Source organism: Halovenus rubra (genome assembly GCF_026586665.1).
In the GTDB taxonomy this organism is placed as follows: domain Archaea; phylum Halobacteriota; class Halobacteria; order Halobacteriales; family Haloarculaceae; genus Halovenus; species Halovenus rubra.
This window is the reverse complement of the sequence record NZ_JAODIY010000013.1, coordinates 226,591-244,783: the sequence shown is the minus strand read 5'-3', so window position 1 is coordinate 244,783 and position 18,193 is coordinate 226,591. Positions and strand designations below refer to the sequence as shown.

Annotated in this window: 17 protein-coding genes; 12 read left to right on the top strand and 5 right to left on the bottom strand. The window is 52.6% G+C overall.

Features of this window, described 5'->3' with window-relative positions; genetic code table 11:
* Nucleotides 1–20: 20 nt before the first annotated feature.
* From N5098_RS13525 to N5098_RS13500, 6 genes are all read left to right on the top strand, one after another.
* Nucleotides 21–461: a response regulator gene (locus tag N5098_RS13525; protein WP_267638404.1), complete on the top strand. Its 441-nt coding sequence runs from the start codon at nt 21–23 to the stop codon at nt 459–461.
* Complete coding sequence (locus tag N5098_RS13520) at nt 462–1,553, top strand: hybrid sensor histidine kinase/response regulator (RefSeq protein WP_267638403.1); 1,092 nt, start codon at nt 462–464, stop codon at nt 1,551–1,553.
* 318 nt (nt 1,554–1,871) lie between these two features.
* On the top strand, nt 1,872–2,612 hold the full coding sequence (locus tag N5098_RS13515) for a PAS domain-containing protein (protein WP_267638402.1): 741 nt from the start codon (nt 1,872–1,874) through the stop codon (nt 2,610–2,612).
* Nucleotides 2,613–2,615: 3 nt separating this feature from the next.
* A complete protein-coding gene (locus N5098_RS17630; protein ID WP_368408025.1) occupies nt 2,616–4,046 on the top strand; it encodes a sensor histidine kinase in 1,431 nt (476 codons plus the stop codon).
* 14 nt (nt 4,047–4,060) lie between these two features.
* Complete coding sequence (locus N5098_RS13505; protein ID WP_267638401.1) at nt 4,061–4,516, top strand: response regulator; 456 nt, start codon at nt 4,061–4,063, stop codon at nt 4,514–4,516.
* 5 nt (nt 4,517–4,521) lie between these two features.
* The gene (locus N5098_RS13500) at nt 4,522–6,399 is read left to right on the top strand and encodes a PAS domain S-box protein (RefSeq protein ID WP_267638400.1); all 1,878 of its coding nucleotides are present in this window, start codon (nt 4,522–4,524) and stop codon (nt 6,397–6,399) included.
* A 602-nt stretch (nt 6,400–7,001) separates the two neighbouring features.
* On the opposite strand, the gene N5098_RS13495 is transcribed toward N5098_RS13500, so the two are convergent.
* From N5098_RS13495 to N5098_RS13485, 3 genes are all read right to left on the bottom strand, one after another.
* Nucleotides 7,002–7,250, bottom strand: coding sequence for a methyl-accepting chemotaxis protein (locus tag N5098_RS13495; protein ID WP_267638512.1), 249 nt, complete (start codon nt 7,248–7,250; stop codon nt 7,002–7,004).
* A gap of 175 nt (nt 7,251–7,425) precedes the next feature.
* On the bottom strand, nt 7,426–7,911 hold the full coding sequence (locus N5098_RS13490; RefSeq protein WP_267638399.1) for a hypothetical protein: 486 nt from the start codon (nt 7,909–7,911) through the stop codon (nt 7,426–7,428).
* Nucleotides 7,912–8,102: 191 nt separating this feature from the next.
* Nucleotides 8,103–9,197, bottom strand: a complete 1,095-nt coding sequence (locus tag N5098_RS13485; RefSeq protein ID WP_267638398.1) for a hypothetical protein — start codon at nt 9,195–9,197, stop codon at nt 8,103–8,105.
* Nucleotides 9,198–9,348: 151 nt separating this feature from the next.
* Between N5098_RS13485 and N5098_RS13480 the strand changes: the two genes are divergently transcribed.
* Nucleotides 9,349–10,005, top strand: a complete 657-nt coding sequence (locus N5098_RS13480; protein ID WP_267638397.1) for a ribonuclease HI family protein — start codon at nt 9,349–9,351, stop codon at nt 10,003–10,005.
* A gap of 41 nt (nt 10,006–10,046) precedes the next feature.
* Here the strand turns inward: N5098_RS13480 and uvsE are convergent, their stop codons facing one another.
* Nucleotides 10,047–10,943 carry a UV DNA damage repair endonuclease UvsE gene (uvsE, locus tag N5098_RS13475; RefSeq protein WP_267638511.1) on the bottom strand — a complete coding sequence of 299 codons (897 nt, stop codon included), beginning with the start codon at nt 10,941–10,943 and terminating at the stop codon, nt 10,047–10,049.
* A gap of 238 nt (nt 10,944–11,181) precedes the next feature.
* Between uvsE and N5098_RS13470 the strand changes: the two genes are divergently transcribed.
* From N5098_RS13470 to N5098_RS13455, 4 genes are all read left to right on the top strand, one after another.
* Nucleotides 11,182–11,862: an IS6 family transposase gene (locus tag N5098_RS13470; RefSeq protein WP_267164365.1), complete on the top strand. Its 681-nt coding sequence runs from the start codon at nt 11,182–11,184 to the stop codon at nt 11,860–11,862.
* A 349-nt stretch (nt 11,863–12,211) separates the two neighbouring features.
* Entirely contained in the window at nt 12,212–13,411 is a 1,200-nt protein-coding gene (locus N5098_RS13465; protein WP_267638396.1) for an extracellular solute-binding protein, read from the top strand.
* A 97-nt stretch (nt 13,412–13,508) separates the two neighbouring features.
* Nucleotides 13,509–15,329, top strand: a complete 1,821-nt coding sequence (locus N5098_RS13460) for a HAMP domain-containing protein (RefSeq protein WP_267638395.1) — start codon at nt 13,509–13,511, stop codon at nt 15,327–15,329.
* Nucleotides 15,330–15,578: 249 nt separating this feature from the next.
* Entirely contained in the window at nt 15,579–15,905 is a 327-nt protein-coding gene (locus tag N5098_RS13455; RefSeq protein ID WP_267638394.1) for a NifU family protein, read from the top strand.
* Between the two features lie 71 nt (nt 15,906–15,976).
* On the opposite strand, the gene N5098_RS13450 is transcribed toward N5098_RS13455, so the two are convergent.
* Nucleotides 15,977–16,228 carry a DUF7861 family protein gene (locus tag N5098_RS13450; protein ID WP_267638393.1) on the bottom strand — a complete coding sequence of 84 codons (252 nt, stop codon included), beginning with the start codon at nt 16,226–16,228 and terminating at the stop codon, nt 15,977–15,979.
* 95 nt (nt 16,229–16,323) lie between these two features.
* On the opposite strand from N5098_RS13450, the gene N5098_RS13445 reads away from it, so the two are divergent.
* Nucleotides 16,324–18,120, top strand: coding sequence for an L-aspartate oxidase (locus N5098_RS13445; protein ID WP_267638392.1), 1,797 nt, complete (start codon nt 16,324–16,326; stop codon nt 18,118–18,120).
* Nucleotides 18,121–18,193: the final 73 nt, after the last annotated feature.

Here is an 18,193-nt window from a genome sequence, read left to right as displayed (position 1 = left end):
GCAGCGCAGTACACACTATCATGAACAATTCAAACGCGCAGATGGTCGAAATACTCCTTGTCGAAGACGACCAAGACGACGTTTTCCTCACGAAGAAAGCATTCGAACAACAGAAAGTAACAAACAATCTCCATATCGTCAGAGATGGGGTAGACGCGATGGAGTTTCTCCGCCGGGAAGGTGAGTACACCGATGCTCCGCGGCCCGATATCGTTCTGTTGGATTTGAACCTGCAGAAGATGGACGGGGACGAAGTCCTCGAAAAAATGCGTGCAGACGACGACCTCAAGACGATACCCGTTGTGGTGCTGACCTCATCGGAGGCAGAAGAAGATGTCGTCCGTAGTTACGAACTGAATGCCAACGCATATCTGACAAAACCCGTGGACTTCGATGGATTTCTGAATGTCGTCGACAGCATCGAGCACTTTTGGGTAAGTTTTGTGAAACTTCCAACATAGATGTCTGGTTCGCCGAGCCACAATCTGTCGGTAGCAGATGTGCTCCTTGTCGAGGATAACGACGACGATGCCTTGTTTGTACGTCGTGATCTTGAGCAAGGCGTTGAATACGCCTTCGTCGACGAAATCGAGCTGACACGTGCCAACTCACTCGCTGAAGCTATCGATATCTGCTCGGGAAGTAACTTCGACGCTGTTTTTCTGGACTTGGGGCTGCCAGACTCTAATGGCACTGAAACAGTCGACCGTTTTGCTGAGGAAGGATTTGATGTCCCAGTTATCATCCTGACCGGGTTGCAAGACAATGAAGTCGCTCTCGAGGCCATCCAATCGGGCGCGCAGGACTACCTCGTTAAAAGCGATACGACACCGAAGACAATCGTTCGGACGATGCGTCACGCTATCGAGCGGAAACGAAACGAGCGCCAAGTTCGCCGCCAGCGCGACCAAATGGAGTTCTTTAATAATATTCTTCGTCACGACCTGCTGAATGGGATGGAAGTGATCCAGGTCCACTCTAGAATGCTTGCGGATGACTTGGAGGGCGAGCACGGTGAAAATGCGGAGACTGTCCTCAACTGGAGCGAAAATATAGTCGATCTGACTCAGAAGGTCAGGAACGTGCTGGATACCCTCACCGAAGAGGAGACACCGGACATCCACAAGGTTGTCGTCGCCGATATCGTCACGGAACTGGTCGATGAGGCTGAGGCGATGCGCAATGGCGTATCTGTGTCGATAGACTGTGCTTCGGACATACAGGTACTTGCTGATGACCTCCTGTTAGATGTGCTCCGGAATCTCTTGGTCAACGCCGTCGAACACACGAAGCCTGACCCAGTTTCGGTTGAGATTGCTGCTGAGCGTCAGGGAGACACCGTCGAAATCGTCGTTGCCGACGACGGTCCCGGGATTCCCAAGGAACGCAAGGAAGCAATCTTCAACCGCGGCGAGTCTGGTGAATCCTCGTCTGGGACAGGGTTCGGACTGTTTTTCGTCGACCTGATGGTCGATACCTACGGGGGAGCGGTACACGTCGAGGACAACGACCCAGAGGGGGCCCGGTTCGTACTCGAACTCGACGCGGCCTGATACCTGTGGGCAGTTGGGTCAGCAGTGTCTCTGTCTTGATCTGTCCCGTCTACAACATCAAACAAGCTATCACCCACCAAAGGTAACTCACGTACGGCGATTCACCAGAGCCAGCGAACGTGAGAACAGCCAGACTACGGAAATATTGCTTATTACACTTTTACTCCGGATATTTCGGTTACATTCCTTATTCCAACAGACTGTTTGATGTTAACTGTCTTTGTGGTGCAACTTGTCTTACCGGACAGACAAATCAAGTCGTAGACTGGAGTGTGGGTTTTTTCTACGTCACAGACTTACACACATGATAGATTATCAATGGAGGGGGGAAGCCAAAAAGAGAAACGCCGTAGCAAGGCGCTTGAGCGTGTTTCCGATGGGGTTGTCAGTCTGAACGCCGACTTAGAATACACGTATATCAACCCCCGGGCGGAGCAATTGCTCGATACGACTGAAGAGACTGTTCTTGGAGAATATATTTGGGATGCGTTTCCTAAAGGTCAAAATTCCATTGCAGAAACCAAACTTCAGGAAGCAACTGAGACCGGTCAACAGCAAATATTCGAGCGATACAATGAGGAAATTGATCGGTGGTTCGAAGTTCGGATTTATCCTGATGAGGATGGATACTCGATTATTTTCACGGATATTAGTGAACGCAAAGACCGAGAACAAGAACTTCAAAAGTATGAACAGGTAATCGAATCGCTCCCAGTGACCGTTGGGATTAATACACTAGGCGAGGATGGGCGGTTCGATTTCATCAACCAGGCCGCAGTAGAGATGTTTAATGCGGAATCTAAGTCTGCGTTTCAGGAGCTCTCTCCGAGCGACCTCTATGCAAACTCAGATGAATGGGAACAGTTCATTGATCAACTACAGCACTCGGGGTCGGTCGAACAATACGAAGCCCAATTCACAACGTTCCAAGAGGAGACGTTTTGGGGATCAGCGACGGCCGAAGTTATAGAAATTGAGGATGAAAAGTATGTCATTGGAATAATCGAAGATATCTCTGCACGCAAAGACCGAGAGCAGGAACTTGAGTACAAAACATGAGCAATTGAGAAAGCCCCAATTGGAATCACGATTTCTGATCCACAACAGGACGACAATCCACTCATCTATGTCAATGAGGAATATGTGGAAATGACGGGCTATACCAAAGATGAAGCACTCGGCCGCAATTGTCGATTCCTCCAGGGAAGCGACACGAGTGAAAAAGCAGTCGCCGCGATGCGAAACGCCGTTGATTCTGTTAATTCTGTGACCGTTGAGCTCCGCAACTATCGTAAAGACGGTAGCCAATTCTGGAATCGTGTTTCCATTTCACCGGTCACCACTGAAGATGGCGAAGTAACGCATTTTGCTGGATTCCAACAACATATCACGGAATCAAAACAGGCTCAGCTTGATCTTGAACGGACCAGCCGTTTTCTCAAGGAAACACAAGAAGTCGCCGATGTCGGCGGGTGGGAGGTTGATTTGCGATCGGACTCACTCCGGTGGACAAAAGAAGTCTACCGAATTCACGGCGTCGACACCGACTTCGAGCCAACTGTCGAGGAGGCTATCGACCTGTATCACCCTGAGGACCGGGCAACGATGCAAGACGCGGTCGAGCAAGCGACGACTGAAGGCGAACCGTACGACGAGGAAGTCCGCATCGTCAGGCCAGACGGCGAAGTCCGCTGGACGCGAGCGCGAGGCGAACCCAGATACGAAGACGGTGAAATCGTTGGTGTCCGCGGGACCTTTCAGGATATTACTGAACAGAAAACGCGTGAATCGCAACTCAGGGAATCGAACGAACGACTCGAACAGTTCGCGTATGTCGCTTCTCACGACCTCCAGGAGCCACTCCGGACTATTTCCAACTATACAGAGATACTCGCGGAGGATTACGCCGAGGACCTAGATGAAGAGGCACAGCGGTTCATCGACGTTGTCGTGACCGGGAGCGAACGAATGCAGTCGATGATAAACGGCCTGCTGGATTACTCTCGAGTAACGACGCGCGGTGGTGAGTTCGAACCGGTGGAGACCGAGGAGGTGATCGCTGACACCGTAGCCGACCTCGAAATCATGCTTGACGAACACGATGGGACAGTCGAGACTGGAGACCTTCCTACCGTCGAGGCAGACGGTAACCAGTTGCATCAGGTGTTTCAGAATCTCGTCAAGAACGCGCTCGAACACTCTGGAGAGGACCCTGCTACCATCGAGATACGGGGAAGCGAGGAACCAAACCAGTACAGGTTCGAGGTCGAAGACGACGGCCCTGGAATCGCAGAGAGCCGGCAAGAGAAAATATTCCGCATCTTCAAGAGTGGAGAACAGTACCAGACCCAGAGTCAGGCGAAGGGACTCGGCCTCGCCATCTGTGACAATATTGTCCGGCGTCACGGTGGCGAAATCTGGGTGGAATCCGAACTTGACGACGGTGCAACATTCGTTTTCACCATCAGTAAAGACAAAGAAGATGCAACTTAATCACATAGTAACCAATGAGTAACACAGCCGCTGAGAACGAGGAGCCAGTCGAGATACTGCTTGCAGAAGACAACCCAAACGACGTAGAGATGACCCGACGGGCGTTCGATAAAGGCAAGTTTGTCAACCATCTCCACGTCGTCAATAACGGAATCGAGGCGATGGAATTCCTCCGTCAGGAGGGCGAATACGCGGACAAACCACGACCAGACATCATCCTGTTGGATCTGGAGATGCCACAGAAAGACGGCAAGGAAGTTCTTGAGGACCTCGAAGACGACCCCGAACTGTCGCCGATACCCGTTATCGTCCTGACCTCCTCAGAAGCAGAACGGGACATAATCGAGTCCTACAGACACAACGCGAATGCATACATGACCAAGCCAGTGGGGTACAAAGATTTCCAAGAAACAGTACGTGAGGTGGAGTCGTTCTGGTTCAGAGTTGTGAAACTACCGAACGAGGAGTGAGTTGTATGAAAACGTCCCTGGAATCACCGTTGCGTGTTCTCCTCGTGGAGGACAACCCAAACGACGAACGGTTAATTCGGAGGCACCTGACCGAAAGCTCCTCGTCTCTCCTGCCCGATAGCGTGAACTTCCATCACGCCGAATCACTCGATGCGGGCGTGACAATTCTGGCTGATAATGCAATAGATCTGCTTTTGTTAGACTTGGGGCTCCCAGAATCAGAGGGGACAGAGACGTACAATCGGGCGCGCGAATGCTTTCCTGATGTCCCGATCGTGGTGTTGACTAATCTCGACGACGACCAAGCTGCCGTCGAGATACTCAATAGGGGAGCCCAAGATTACCTGAACAAACAGTCATTGAACGAACGGAATCTGATCAGGGCAGTCCGGTACGCCGTCGAGCGCTGGGAGCGACAGCGTGAACTCGAACGTAACAGAGAGTTTCTGAAACAGACCCAGGAAGTCGCAGCTATCGGTGGCTGGAAAATCAACTTTCGGACAGACACACAGCAGTGGACTGATGAAATGTACCGGATACACGGACTGTCACAGAACGCGGACCCGATAGGCGAAGATGGATTCGGTTTTTATCACCCAGAAGATCAGAACACGATCAGAGAGGCGTTCGACCGTCTCATCACAGAGGGAGAACCGTACGACCTAGAGTTGCGCATCGACGTACCCGACGACGACATTCGCTGGGTTCGGACAATCGGTGATCCCCTCTACGAGGACGGAGAAATGGTCGGCGCAAACGGCACCATGCAGGACATCACCGAACGAAAAGAGCGCGAACAAGAACTGGAACGCCATCGGAAGATCATCCAGACTGTCGATGACGGTGTCTATGTTCTCGATGAAACGGGCCACTTTGAGCTTGTGAACGACGCAATGACCGAACTCACAGGGTACGATACCGAAGAGCTACTCGGGGAGCACACGAGCTATATCAAGTCCGACGAAGTGGTTGAGCGGGCCGAGTCAACAGTCCGGTCAATGATCTTTGACGAGCATGAAGACGCCGAAGTAACTCTTGAATTGGATATACAACGGAGCGATGGCAGCGAATTTCCGGCCGAAGACCACTTGACGCTGCTGTGGGACGACGATGGCGAGCGCTTCGAAGGCACCACTGGTATAATCCGGAACATTACCGAACGAAAACAGCGTGAACAGGAACTACAGAACCTCAGCGAGAAACTCGAAGTTCTCAATCGCATCCTCAGACACGACATCCAGAACGACACGCAGACGATACAGTTGTGGACCGAGGAAATCCAGAACGAGCTGTCAGAAGACCACCAGGAGACAGTGCGACGAATAAAACAGACCAACAAGCACATTCAGGAACTGACTGAGAACAGCGGAGCGCTAATCCAGACACTCACGCAGGGAGAACTCAAAACCAATCCGGTTCATCTGGACGAGATTGTACGAAGCGAGCTAGAGAGTGCTCGGTCACGGTATCCAGAAGCGGAATTGACTGTCGACGGGTCACTCACCGATACTGTGGTTTCAGCCAACGGAACGTTGTCGTCTGTGGTTCGGAACCTCCTAAACAACGCTGTCCAGCACAACCGCGGTGAGATGACGGTGACAGTACAACTTGAGCAGGATGATGAGTTTGCCCAGTTGTGTGTTCTCGATAACGGACCCGGCGTTCCAGACGAGCAGAAAGACAAAATATTTGGAAAAGGTGAGCGCGGAATGGAAAGTGAGGGAACTGGTATCGGCCTCTATCTGGTCAATCAACTCACGCAGAGCTATGGGGGAGAGGTCTGGGTCAAGGACAGAGAACAGCACCAATCTGGACGGGAGCATGAGAACTGCGGAGGTGCTGTGTTCGTGGTCAAACTGCCCACCGCCAATGGCTGGATCTGACACACGTTTCGGGCTTACTCTGGTCGATGACTCTGTTGAACCAACTGCCAGCGAAGCGATTTCCGATACCCTGACATGGTCGTCCACAACGACAAAACAGAATCGGAGGTGGCAGTCCGAATTAAGGAAAACGAGGACGTGGTCACTATCCAAGTTGCCAATAACGGGCCAGGAATTCCAGACAGTCAGAAAGAAGAAAATCTTCGGCCGAGGCGAAATGGGCATTGAAAGCTCTGGTTCGGGAATCGGACTCTCTCTCTCGTCGATACACTCGTTGAAATGTACCACGGATCGATCAAACTTACCGAAAGCGACCCAGAAGGCAGTGTTTTTATCGTAGAATTACAGAAATACGATGCGTAGCCTTTCTCCCTAAATCCGTCTGATCGTGCGGTAGAGTTAATTCAGCAGAGACAACATTCTGTCGAGGCATACTACCACTATCGACAACGTGAGTATCGATACCGGTACGAACGCCGGACAGATTACCACTCTCAGCTGCGCGAGTCCAATGCCTGCGTGATAGCCTCGCTGCCGTCGCCGACTCGCTTGCTCATCTCGTCGATGTCTGTGACGGCCGCTTCAGTAGTCTCCTGTTCTTCTTAGAGAATATCGACGATGTCGGCCACAGCGCCCCGTGTCTCTTTGCCAACTGACCTAACTTCTTTTGCAACAACAGCGAACCCTTCGCCGGCTTCGCCAGTACGGGCAGTCTCAATGTTTGGGTTAACTGCCAGCATATTTGTCTGGTCGGCAATCGCGGTCATACACGTGACAATGTCCGTAATCTGTACCATCCAGCGGTCAAGCTCATTGATGGCCTTGAGGGCACCCTCTCCCTGATTCTGTATCGCATCGAGTTATCAAGCTGACCACACAATCCCAATCATAAGAAGCCAGTCGAGTAGCCGCGAGCGACAGTGACTATCGTCAAGATTCTCGAATAATAGCTGCTTTGCTGTTTTTTGTACTTTGTGGACTTCGGGTAGTCCTATTTGCCGTCACCGTCACGGCGTTTAATTAGTCCTATTCGCCGTCACTGTCGTCTTCGTCTGTGTCAGTTTCCTCGGAGTCACTGTTGCCGTCGTCTTCATCCGTGACCGTTTCCTCGGAGTCACTGTTGCCGTCGTCTTCATCTGTGTCAGTTTCCTCAAAGTCTCCGTTGCCGTCGTCTTCATCCGTGACCGTTTCCTCGGAGTCGTCATCGTCGGCCGCATGGTCTCCATTGTCGGTCTCTGTCTCCTCGTCGGTCGTGTGGTCATCGTCATCCGTGTCGGAGACGCCCACACTGATTGGCTCTGTCTCGTTTGAAGCCGTCGTGGTTGGTGGTTCATTGCCGAGGGCCATACCGCTAACGTAGCCGACAGTCCCGCCGATGAGACCGCCAACTACCGCCCCGGAAACGCCCTTACGCTTGAGACCCGTGACTGTGCCGACAAACCCACCAACGAACGAGAGCGCTGTGGGTTTCGGCTCTGTCTCGACTGCGACATCGTGTTCGTGTTCCGTCATACGTACCACTACTGGATGAAGATACATAGGTCTATCACCATTGGATTCCAGACATCATACCTCAGCCAAAGCATCGATTCGCTCACTCCTTTGGGTTTTAATTCCTATTTTGGATAGGTCCAGTTACTGCTGTGACTCAACAGCGGTGGTAGCTGTCCAGTGACACCTACTGTAACCCGCTACATAAGTTCTCATTTGGCTTCGTCGAGGCGCTGTCTCTCGCCACCAACTGTTGATACTCGACGGCCGAGTTCGTCTGTCCATGTCTGCGAGATTTCGATACACAACTGTATTTTATCACCGTACTCGATTTCGTGGACTGTTGTTCGGTCGTGAAGGTCAGCTATAAGAGCGTGTGCAGCATCGCTGTATGGCAGTTGAACCGCGTACGTTACTGTCTCGAAGCAATCTCGAACTGCGTCACGGGCTGCAGCCGCCGTAGCGGACTCGACCGAGCGCCACTGGACAGCAAACTGGTCACAGACTGCATCATGAAGTGCTGTACAGCGGTGACCGACACCGAGCACACACGTTGCTTGCTTTACCGAGGCCATCAGTCCAGGGACAGTTTCGAGCAACCAGTCCGGGAAGTCGTCGTTCCCCGGTATTCCGGGTGTGTCGACAACAGCAAGCGTATGTGGCCCGACCGTTGCTGTCGCTGTTGTTGGCTGTGCCGGGCGACCGGCACCAGCGGGTTCGTTGGACCCAGTAAGCCTGTTCCAGAGTTTAGTTGTCGGGGAACCAATTCGCCCGAGCAACACGACTCTGCCGTCGACACTGTTGTAGGTCGATTCCACACGTTCGCGGGCTGTTTCTTGCTGTGTTTCGAGCGACGTTTGACACTCCTGAACCTGCTGCTCTCGTGTGGCAAGACGACCGCTTGTACCTGTTGGGCTCTTCGTCGCTCCATCTCGCTGTGCCGTGGCCACTTTACGGCGTGTAAGACGGGCCTGCCGTAACGCGAACCGTGCTCTTGCAACTGGATTTTCCTCGCTCAGGTGTTCCCAGACTGTGCTGCGTTTGTCCCGGAGTGTCACCTGCGGAAGCCGCGCTCCCAAATCGACAGCCTGGCCCGGATGGAGCGTCCCATCAACCACTAGCAACAGCTTTGCTGAACTCTGTTTTTCTACACGTTCGATTGTCGCAGGTGAGAGGTAGTACTCTCCGTATTCCGGGCGGTCGGTCACGACCGTCCTGACCTGGTCGTATCCCTGAGCCGAGACAAGCGAAACGAGACCATCTGTTATACTGGCGGTCTGCGTTACGATCAGTGCTGACTCGGTCATCTGGTCGGAGTTACGTAGTGACTCTGTAAAGTTGGACCTGTCGTAGCACTAGCCGAGTATCAGCACATCTTAAACGACTCTACACTGTGGATTTTTGTTTACACCCGTCTGATAATCATACTGTGACGCTGAGACAACTGGAGGCAAGCTGATGGAAGGTCCAATGGATATCCTCCCAGCCGAAACCCTCTCACCGCTGGCCGCGCGTGTTGACGAGGTCTTGGCGCTCTATGGGTACGAACTCACGCCAACTATCGATGCCATCGACGCCGCTGTTCCGGGGTTTGGTGGCCTGTTTGCTCCACAGACAACCGACGACGAGAGATGGACTGCGCTCGATGCGGTACTGGCTGCTGGACCGCCAACCATCTCGTCTGAATGTGACACCGATGACTCACACCTCGTCTTGTATGTTGACGGAAGCTCTCGTGGCAACCCTGGCCCCGCCGGAGCGGGTGCGGTTATTCAACGGAACGACACCGATATCGCTCGGCTCGGACGGCCAGTCGGCTCTCCTGTTGACAACAACATTGCAGAATACGCTGCGCTCCAGCTTGGATTACAGGCGCTGGTCACACACTACAACCCAACAGCTATTGAAGTCCGCATCGACTCGATGACCGTCATCGAGCATATCTGGACTAATGCCACGAGAACAGAGCCGGTTACGCCGTACTCTCCGGCGATAAATGGATTGCTTTCGACTATTCCAGAACACGAGTGGACACATCTATCCGACAGCGAGCCGAATCCAGCCGACGCCAGAGCGACTGTTGGAGCGGACATCGCTGCCCTTGGCCCCGCTTGACGGTCCAGTACGATACGCGAAGAGACAACCAAGGACCGTTACTAATCTTCGCGGACACTGAGCACGGACTGTTCTTTCCCGTTGGATTCGACCATCACGTCCGACTCTTTGCGTAACCACTCTGGAAGCGTAGCGACACTCTCAGCGTGTTTCTGTGGACGAGCCGACGTATCGCCGTGTAGGGATGCTGGCTCGGAGTAGTGTGTTATCGGTCGTATCTCTCCCCATGTGTTGCGTGCCAAATTGAACCCTTCTCGATAGGTAAGTCCGCGACTGGTGAACGTGTGGTGGTGGTAATCGAAGGTAACTGGCACATTTATTCGAGCTGCGACACTGTCGACGAGCTCTTCGACGCCCCACAGTGACTCTGTGTCGTCATTCTCAACTGTCAGTCGCTCTCGGGCACGTGCTGGCAGACCCGTAATGACATCACAGAAGCGGTCGGCCGTGGCGTCTTTATCCCCGTAATGTGCGCCGATGTGGACGTTGATAGCGTATCGCGGCGACCGCGGAAGGTCCATCATATCGAGCCACCGACCGTGGTGGGTGACCGACTCGACCGATCGGGCGACCGTGTCTTCTGACTCGCTTGCGAGCTTACACCAGTGGCTCGGGTGGAATGTTAGTCGCATGTCGTTCGATTTCACCAGCTTGCCACAGTCGCGAGCGAGAGAACGGATTCGCTCGAAATTCGGGAGGTCGGCGATATCGAACGCCGAGTTCCAGGGAACGAGCGTGGAACTACACCGGTAAAATCCGATATCGTGGGCAAGATTCCACTGTAGAATCGACCGCAGGTCAGCAAAGTTCTGCTCGGCCAGCTCACCTGCGTACGAGAGTCCTTTTTGTTCCCAAGTCTGTTTGCGCATATCGCGGTTACACCGCCGTGGCGGGTCTTTTTCACGGAGGCTACGGTTCATTGCTGGATATCCAAGCATAGTCGTCGTTTGACTCTTCACGAATAGTTCTGTCCTCTGTCTTTATCGTGGATAGCTCGACTCTACGATGGACGGAAATACTCTCCTAGAATGTCTCTATCAGGCCAATTACGACTCGACAATCGCTTTCAGTCAATCGTTCCCAGCCGGTGAAATGATAGAACGTGGTTACGACGCTCTTGAAGGCACTGTCTAGTTGAGGGATTGAGAAGTGAGCAGGTCATAGTGAGCGGTGTCTATGTCACTCGCAGACCTGCTCAACGAAACGTTAGCGGAGGACAGCCAAGACGTTTGGGAGAACGAGCGCACCCCGACACCCGTCCGGCGGTTTGGAGTGCGTCTCCATACGGCTGGGCTGTCGATCAGGGAGACGGTCGCCATCTTAGACCTACTGGGTGTCGATCGGTCACACGGTGCTGTCTGGAACTGGGTTCATACACTGTCTGAAGCACAGAGCGACCCGCCGACGGCGTCGCCGTCGCGGGTCGCGGTCGACGAGAAACAGATCAAGGTTGACGGCGAAAAGAAGTGGCTGTTTGCGGCGATCGACACAGAGTCAAAATTACTGCTCGAAATCGACGTGTTCAGTCGCCGTGGGACTGACCCCGCCGCGGCGTTCCTGCACCGGCTCATCGAGAAACACGATGTCGCCGATTCAGTGTTTCTCGTCGATGCTGGCGGCTATCTGACTGCCCTTTCACGCCATGATTTGAGCGGTCGGCTCGATTACCGAATCCGGAACCACATCGAAAAGTGGTTCCAGACTGTGACCATGCGGATCGACCGCTTCCACTCCTTCTGGAGGGGCAGTCAATCCAGCGCGAAACAGTGGTTACAACGCTTCAGACACCACTACAACCACGAACGGCCAAACCAAGCACTCGACGGTCGAACGCCAGCTGAGGTCATCCAGAACTAGACAGTGCCCTCTTGAACGGTGTGTCCACAGACAGACACGAAAATCGCTCCGTTAGTAGCGTTTGTTATAGCATGCCTCTTCCAAAATCAATACTCAAAAGACATCGAATAGTCTATATTCTGTGGTAGTGAATGACAACCTACTGTGTTTTTCGTTATTGACCAGTTCTAAATATTAGTTATCTTACACCCGACCAAGAATACAGCTTAAAGAGACTACTTATGCCATACTTTATATCTTATATGAATAGATCACGGTCCGTGTAAGGTAATAACAACGTAACTGATTTTAAACGGATCTTACATGAAAATATATTTACCGAGCAATTACCAACTACTGAGAACAACCCATGCGTTCAACCAAACACAGCGAGCGCAACCAGAGCAATACAGTCCGTCGGCGGACATTTCTAGCAGGAGCAGCTACGACAGCAGTGGCCCTTTCAGGCTGTGTTAGTGGTGGCAGTGATGACCCGGACGACAATACCGACAGTGACCCCGGAAAAGAGACGGACGCCACAGAAAATAATGGACAGGCAACCGACAGTAATGACAAACTAGACTTCACCGGGAAGCGCTTGAATGTCTTGATCTGGAGCGGAAACTATGCGGACCGGTTTAAAAGTACAGTCCAACCACTTTACGAAGAACAGACAGGAGCCGTGTTGAACGTCAAAACAGGTTGGGATGATATCACCGGTACGATGGCGGACCCTGAAGAGAAAATTGACGTTTCAATTACCGAGGGTTCCACGTTCCAAACCGCACAAAATAACGATTTGATTCATCCAGTCCGTCAAGAAAACGTTCCACAACTCGATAATGTTCTGGACTATTACCGGAACTTCCGTCCGACAGCGCGCGGGGTTCCAGTTGACGGCGCTCCCTGTACCATCGTTCACCGTAGCGATTTAGATTCAGAGATTGAAACATGGGCTGATGTTTTCCCCGCCGCACAAGGGACCAACGGTATTGGGCTTGATTACGGGTTCTGGGCGTTTCCAATGCATGCGGTTGCAATCGGAATGGACTCAGAAACTGGAGCAAGCGAAATCTACAACGGAAACATCGATGCTGTGTGGGATGCGTTTGCTGAACTGAATATCTCGGGCTGGGCGACGTCCGGAAATGATATCTGGACTATGTTCGATGACGGCCAAATTGATATTGCGCAGTGGTATCTGGAACAAGTTCATTACGATATCGACTTCCAGAGCTCAGAACTCTCTCATACGACGCCGAAAAATTCGCCTGCATTTCTCAACCACTGGACCGTTGTTCGAGGTTCCGAAGACCGCGGACGGCGTCGAATGGGTGAACATTTCCTCAATTTCTTGCTCAGTGCTGAGACGCAGACCAAGTGGGCTAAAAGCAGCCCAGGGATGTATACCAACCAGAACACCGAGTACCCCAGCGAGCTTGCGGAGATTGTCCCAACAAACAGTGAGCAGGCAAAACAGCTGGTGTTCCCCGACTGGGAGCCAATTCTGGCAAACTGGGAGACGTTCAAAAGCGAGATAGACGCGATCAAACAGGCAAGCATGGCGTGAGCGGACGGATTGTGTACCTAACCGAGAAGTCAGGGAAACAACGATGAAAGCGGGTTCGAGAACAGTCACGCAAATAAAAACTAACGTATAAGATACAATGAAGATAAACACCACACTTGATCCACGGAAAAGCTACAGTAGTAAAGTTGCGCTCGGGTTCGTTGCTGTCCTGATTGTTGGGGCAGTCGTCGGTGGGTTCATGTTTACGACTATCGACAGCGAAGTCCGGACCGACCAGGAAGCAAGTCTTGAAGAACAGAGTAAGATTCAGGCCAACTTCACAGATACGAATCTCCAACAGGAGTTAGGCTTTACCGAGGAAATCGCAAACGCCCTCGAATCTGAACCTGACCTTGGGAATTTAGAAACTGAACTTTCTGCCCTTTCGATAGATGAAGACATCAGGCGAATGCATTACGCAGATGTTGGTGGCGAGGTTCGTGCATCTTCTGACGCCGGTGACTTTGGAAAGATTGTTGCAACATCTGACCCGGGTAAGTTCCGAAATAAACAACTTGGGAACATGGGGTATCAGGGTGCACGACAGGTATGGAACACACAGGAACCAATTGTGTTTTTCAGACAAGACGGTGACCAATCCTCGTGGGTCTTTATGGCACCACTTGACCATCAGGGCACTGACGGCGTATTGGTCAGAGAGTTTACTGCGACCGCTTTCCTCGATACACTCGATACCGTCGTTCCAGATTCGCAAACGCGACTCGTTAATGCTGATGGCACTGTTGTGTTGGACACTGAAAACCCAGAGATGATTGGGAAGTCACACGTTGAAGATGGCAGGTCACCAGCGGTTAAGAACGCACTTGATGGGACAAGTGGTGTCACCACACTCGGTGGCGATAAAGCAGGAGCAGGTCAAAAAGCGGTAGTTAGCTACGATCAGACAGAAAACGGATGGGCGGTCGTCTCCTTTGCAGAACCTAGCCATCTCTATAACCTCGCTTCAAGCGTGAGACAACATCTCTTCCTTTTGCTTGGTGCATTCGGTCTGATGCTATTGGCATTTGCTCTTGTCATTGAACGCCCTACGGTCAAATCCATCTCAGAACTTACCGATGATGCCGCCGAGCTACGTGACGGAAATCTCGATACCGAAATCCAAAGCTCACGTGACGACGATCTCGGCGAACTGTTCGAAACATTCGATGCAATGCGGACCAAGCTGAAAGACCGAATCGAAGAAGCTGAGAAAGCACAGCGGGAAGCAGAAGTAGCCCGTGTTGAGGCCGAAGAACTTGCTAACCACCTCCAGAAGAAAGCTGACGAGTATTCAGAGGTAATGCAAGACGTAAGTAACGGCGATATGACCCAGCGGATGAGTGGTGATCGGGAAGAGTCTATGGATCGTATTGCCGAGGAGTTCAACGACATGGTAAATGAGCTTGAAAAGACCACAGGGCAACTTCAGGGCTACGTCGATGAAGTAGAAGAATCTGGCGCAGAAGTTGAGCAGAGCGCTCTCACTGTCCGTGAAGCAAGTGAGCAGGTTGCGGATTCAATCCAGAAGATCTCTGACGATGCCTATGAGCAACAAGAACAAATTGAGGTAATTATCGAAGATCTCAATAGAATAGCTGCGATGGCAGCCGAGTTGGAAACCAGATACAGCGACACTCAGATGCAGAAAATGAGCGAGCAGCTAGAACAAACAGCCGGTCAGCTTGATACGGTTGAAGAATTAACTTCACAGACAATGACTGAAGCAGAAGAGGTTGCCGGCGCTGCTGAAGAACAAGCCGCCGAGCTTAACGCTGTCTCTGAACGGGCAAACGCACTCCAACGATACGCTCGCCCGCTTCGTGATATTCTGGGACGATTCCAGACGGAACAAGAACACGAGTTTGTCTTCTCGGTCGGTCCGACAGAAATGTCCTCACCACAACAAGACGACGACTGAGCGGAACCGGGTGTTCTCGACCCACGATCTACTGCGTAGCTATTTTCTTCTGTGATGATATGACATTCTGTCTCTTGACACTGTAGACCCGCGACGACTCAACTGTTTAGGCAGTGCGAAATTGTTCTGCTTTCGTGCATGTTCTTTCTGAATATTGAAAATGTGCCGCTAATACCTATTCTTATTGGGTTTTTGGGCATGCGAAAAAACCACATATTTATGACACTATCGAGTGAATGGATATTTGTAATGAGCTCACAAGACCTCAAACACCAGACCCAGCAGTACCTGACAGATAACGTGCCACAGATTCAGCAACACGGCGGCTCCGTTGAGATCAAAGATGTCGATATGGACTCCGGTCGCGTAACAGTCGCAATCGGTGGTGCCTGCTCTGGCTGTGGCATCGCGCCAATGACGATGAACGCAATCGAGAGCCGTCTCCCAGAGAACGTCGACGGTGTCGAAGGTGTCAACGTAGTTCGTGCAGACGGGACGGACACAGCTGTCATGCCGTCAAAAACCGATGAGATGTCGGAAATGACAGAGTACGAAAACTATAACCCGCCGTTCTAAACGTAGCGGCTCAGCCAATGGGACACGCACGATTGCTCTCGGGCGTTCCGGCTTTTTGTTGTCGCTTGTCTCTATGACTGCCCACCATATTTCCGAAACCAGACTTGCTCTCCGACAGGAGAACCCTCGTCTCCGATCTCTAATCGACTTACAAATAACTCTCGGACTGCCAACGTGACAACAAGCTCGACAGAACCTCCGGCTTCAGGGTTGACTGTCACGATACAGTGGCCATCTTGTTCTCGAATAGTTGAAACGACTCCAACCGACCACCGCTCGCGGTGGTGAGTTGGCTCCTGTGCGTGAACCCGGTCGTGAGTCACTACAGTAGCTAGTGCTCCCAGCAACAAAAACGCGCTGTTCCACACGCGCGCACACGCGCGCAACCCTATTAAGTACCAATTCCTTAGCGCAAAGTATGCGTAGCTCAGAGATGACTGCGGATGACAAGCGCCGAGAACCTGCATCCGAACATATCGACGTATCGGTACTCGTCATCGGTGCCGGTGGGGCGGGTGCTCGGACAGCCATTGAACTTGCTGAACGGGGTGTCGACGACGTGCTCGTATTAGGTAAGCGCAATCACGGTGATGCTCACACAACTTGGGCTCGCGGAGGTATCAACGGTGCACTTGGGACCCGAGACCCGGAAGACTCGTGGGCGATCCACGCCGCTGACACGCTTAACGAGGGTCACTTCGTCAACGACCCAAACAAAGTGGAGACGGTCACAAAACAGATGCCCGACCGACTCCGTGAACTTGACGAGTGGGGAATGGATTTCTCTCGGACTGATGGTGGAGACATCGACCAGCGCTTTTTCGGTGCCCAGTCGTTTCGCCGGACCGCCTTTGCTGGCGATCATACCGGTGAATCAATGCTTAACACACTAGTTGACAGGGCACAAGAGCTTGAAATCCCGTACCGTGAAAACGTGATGATCACCAAACTCCTCTCCGACGGCGACCAGCTCCACGGTGCCGCCGGCTTCGATATGGAAAGCGGTGATCTGTTGTTGTTCAACGCTGGTACGGTCGTACTTGCCGCAGGAGGTTACGCAGCGACGTACAACCGGCACACGTCCCGCGATGACGAAAACAACGGCGATGGCCCAGCGCTGGCGTACGCTGCGGGAGCCGAACTGATGGATATGGAGTTCGTCCAGTTCCATCCGACCGGGATGGCTGTCGATGAAAACGACCCCGAGTGGGAGCCATGGAGTGGACGGCTTGTCACTGAGGCAGTCCGTGGCGAAGGTGGCCGGCTTTTCAACGCTGATGGCGAGCGGTTTATGGAACGGTACTCACCGGACCAAATGGAACTCGATGCAAGGGACGTCGTTGCTCGGGCAATTGCGGAAGAAGTAGCGAACGGCCGGGGAACCGACAACGGCGGCGTCTATCTTGATCTCTCCCACAGGGATCGGGCGTTCATCCGTGAACGACTCCCCCGAATGTACGAACGGTTCCAAAAGCTTGGTGTCGATATGGCATCCGAGCCGGTTGAAGTCGCGCCGACTGCACATTATGGGATGGGTGGGGTCGCCGTCGACAGGTACGGCGAGACGAGCGTCGACGGGCTGTATGCGATTGGTGAAACTATGGCAGGTGTCCACGGTGCAAATCGGCTCGGCGGGAACTCCCTCGCGGAAACCGTCGCGTTCGGCGCTGTCGCCGGTGAACAAATCGCACAGCGTGTTGACGGCCCCGGCACGGTCCCTACCCGTCTCGTCAGGTCTGTCGCCGAACCACATTTTGGAGACTTGAGTGAGATGGCAGACCGCGACGGCGAGTACGACGTTATGGCTGTGTTCACCGAAATACAGGACCTCATGTGGAACCACGCAGGAATTCTTCGCGACACAGAGACACTCGAAGCCGGCCTCGACCGTCTTGCAGAGGTTCGACAGCAGACAAAAGAGATGCGTGTCGGGCCCATGACAGCCGACTCATTCGAGTTTGCAGTCGATATCGGCTTCATGATTACCATTGCGGAGTCAGTGCTTCGTGGTGCATTACAGCGTACCGAATCACGCGGGGCACACTACCGCCGTGACTACCCCGAAATCGACTCTGACTTCCAGAAGAATATCTACTTCGAGATGGCCGACCTTGGTGGTATGACGAGCCATACCGAACCTGTTGGTACCCCAAGCCCGGCTGTCCAGGAAGCACTTGATGAAGGACACGAACTCGATTATCACCAGCTCGAATAACGGGGCCACTCACAGTTCGAAACGCCACTACTTTTCGTTTCGCCAACTGCGAGATACTGTGACGACTGTGGGA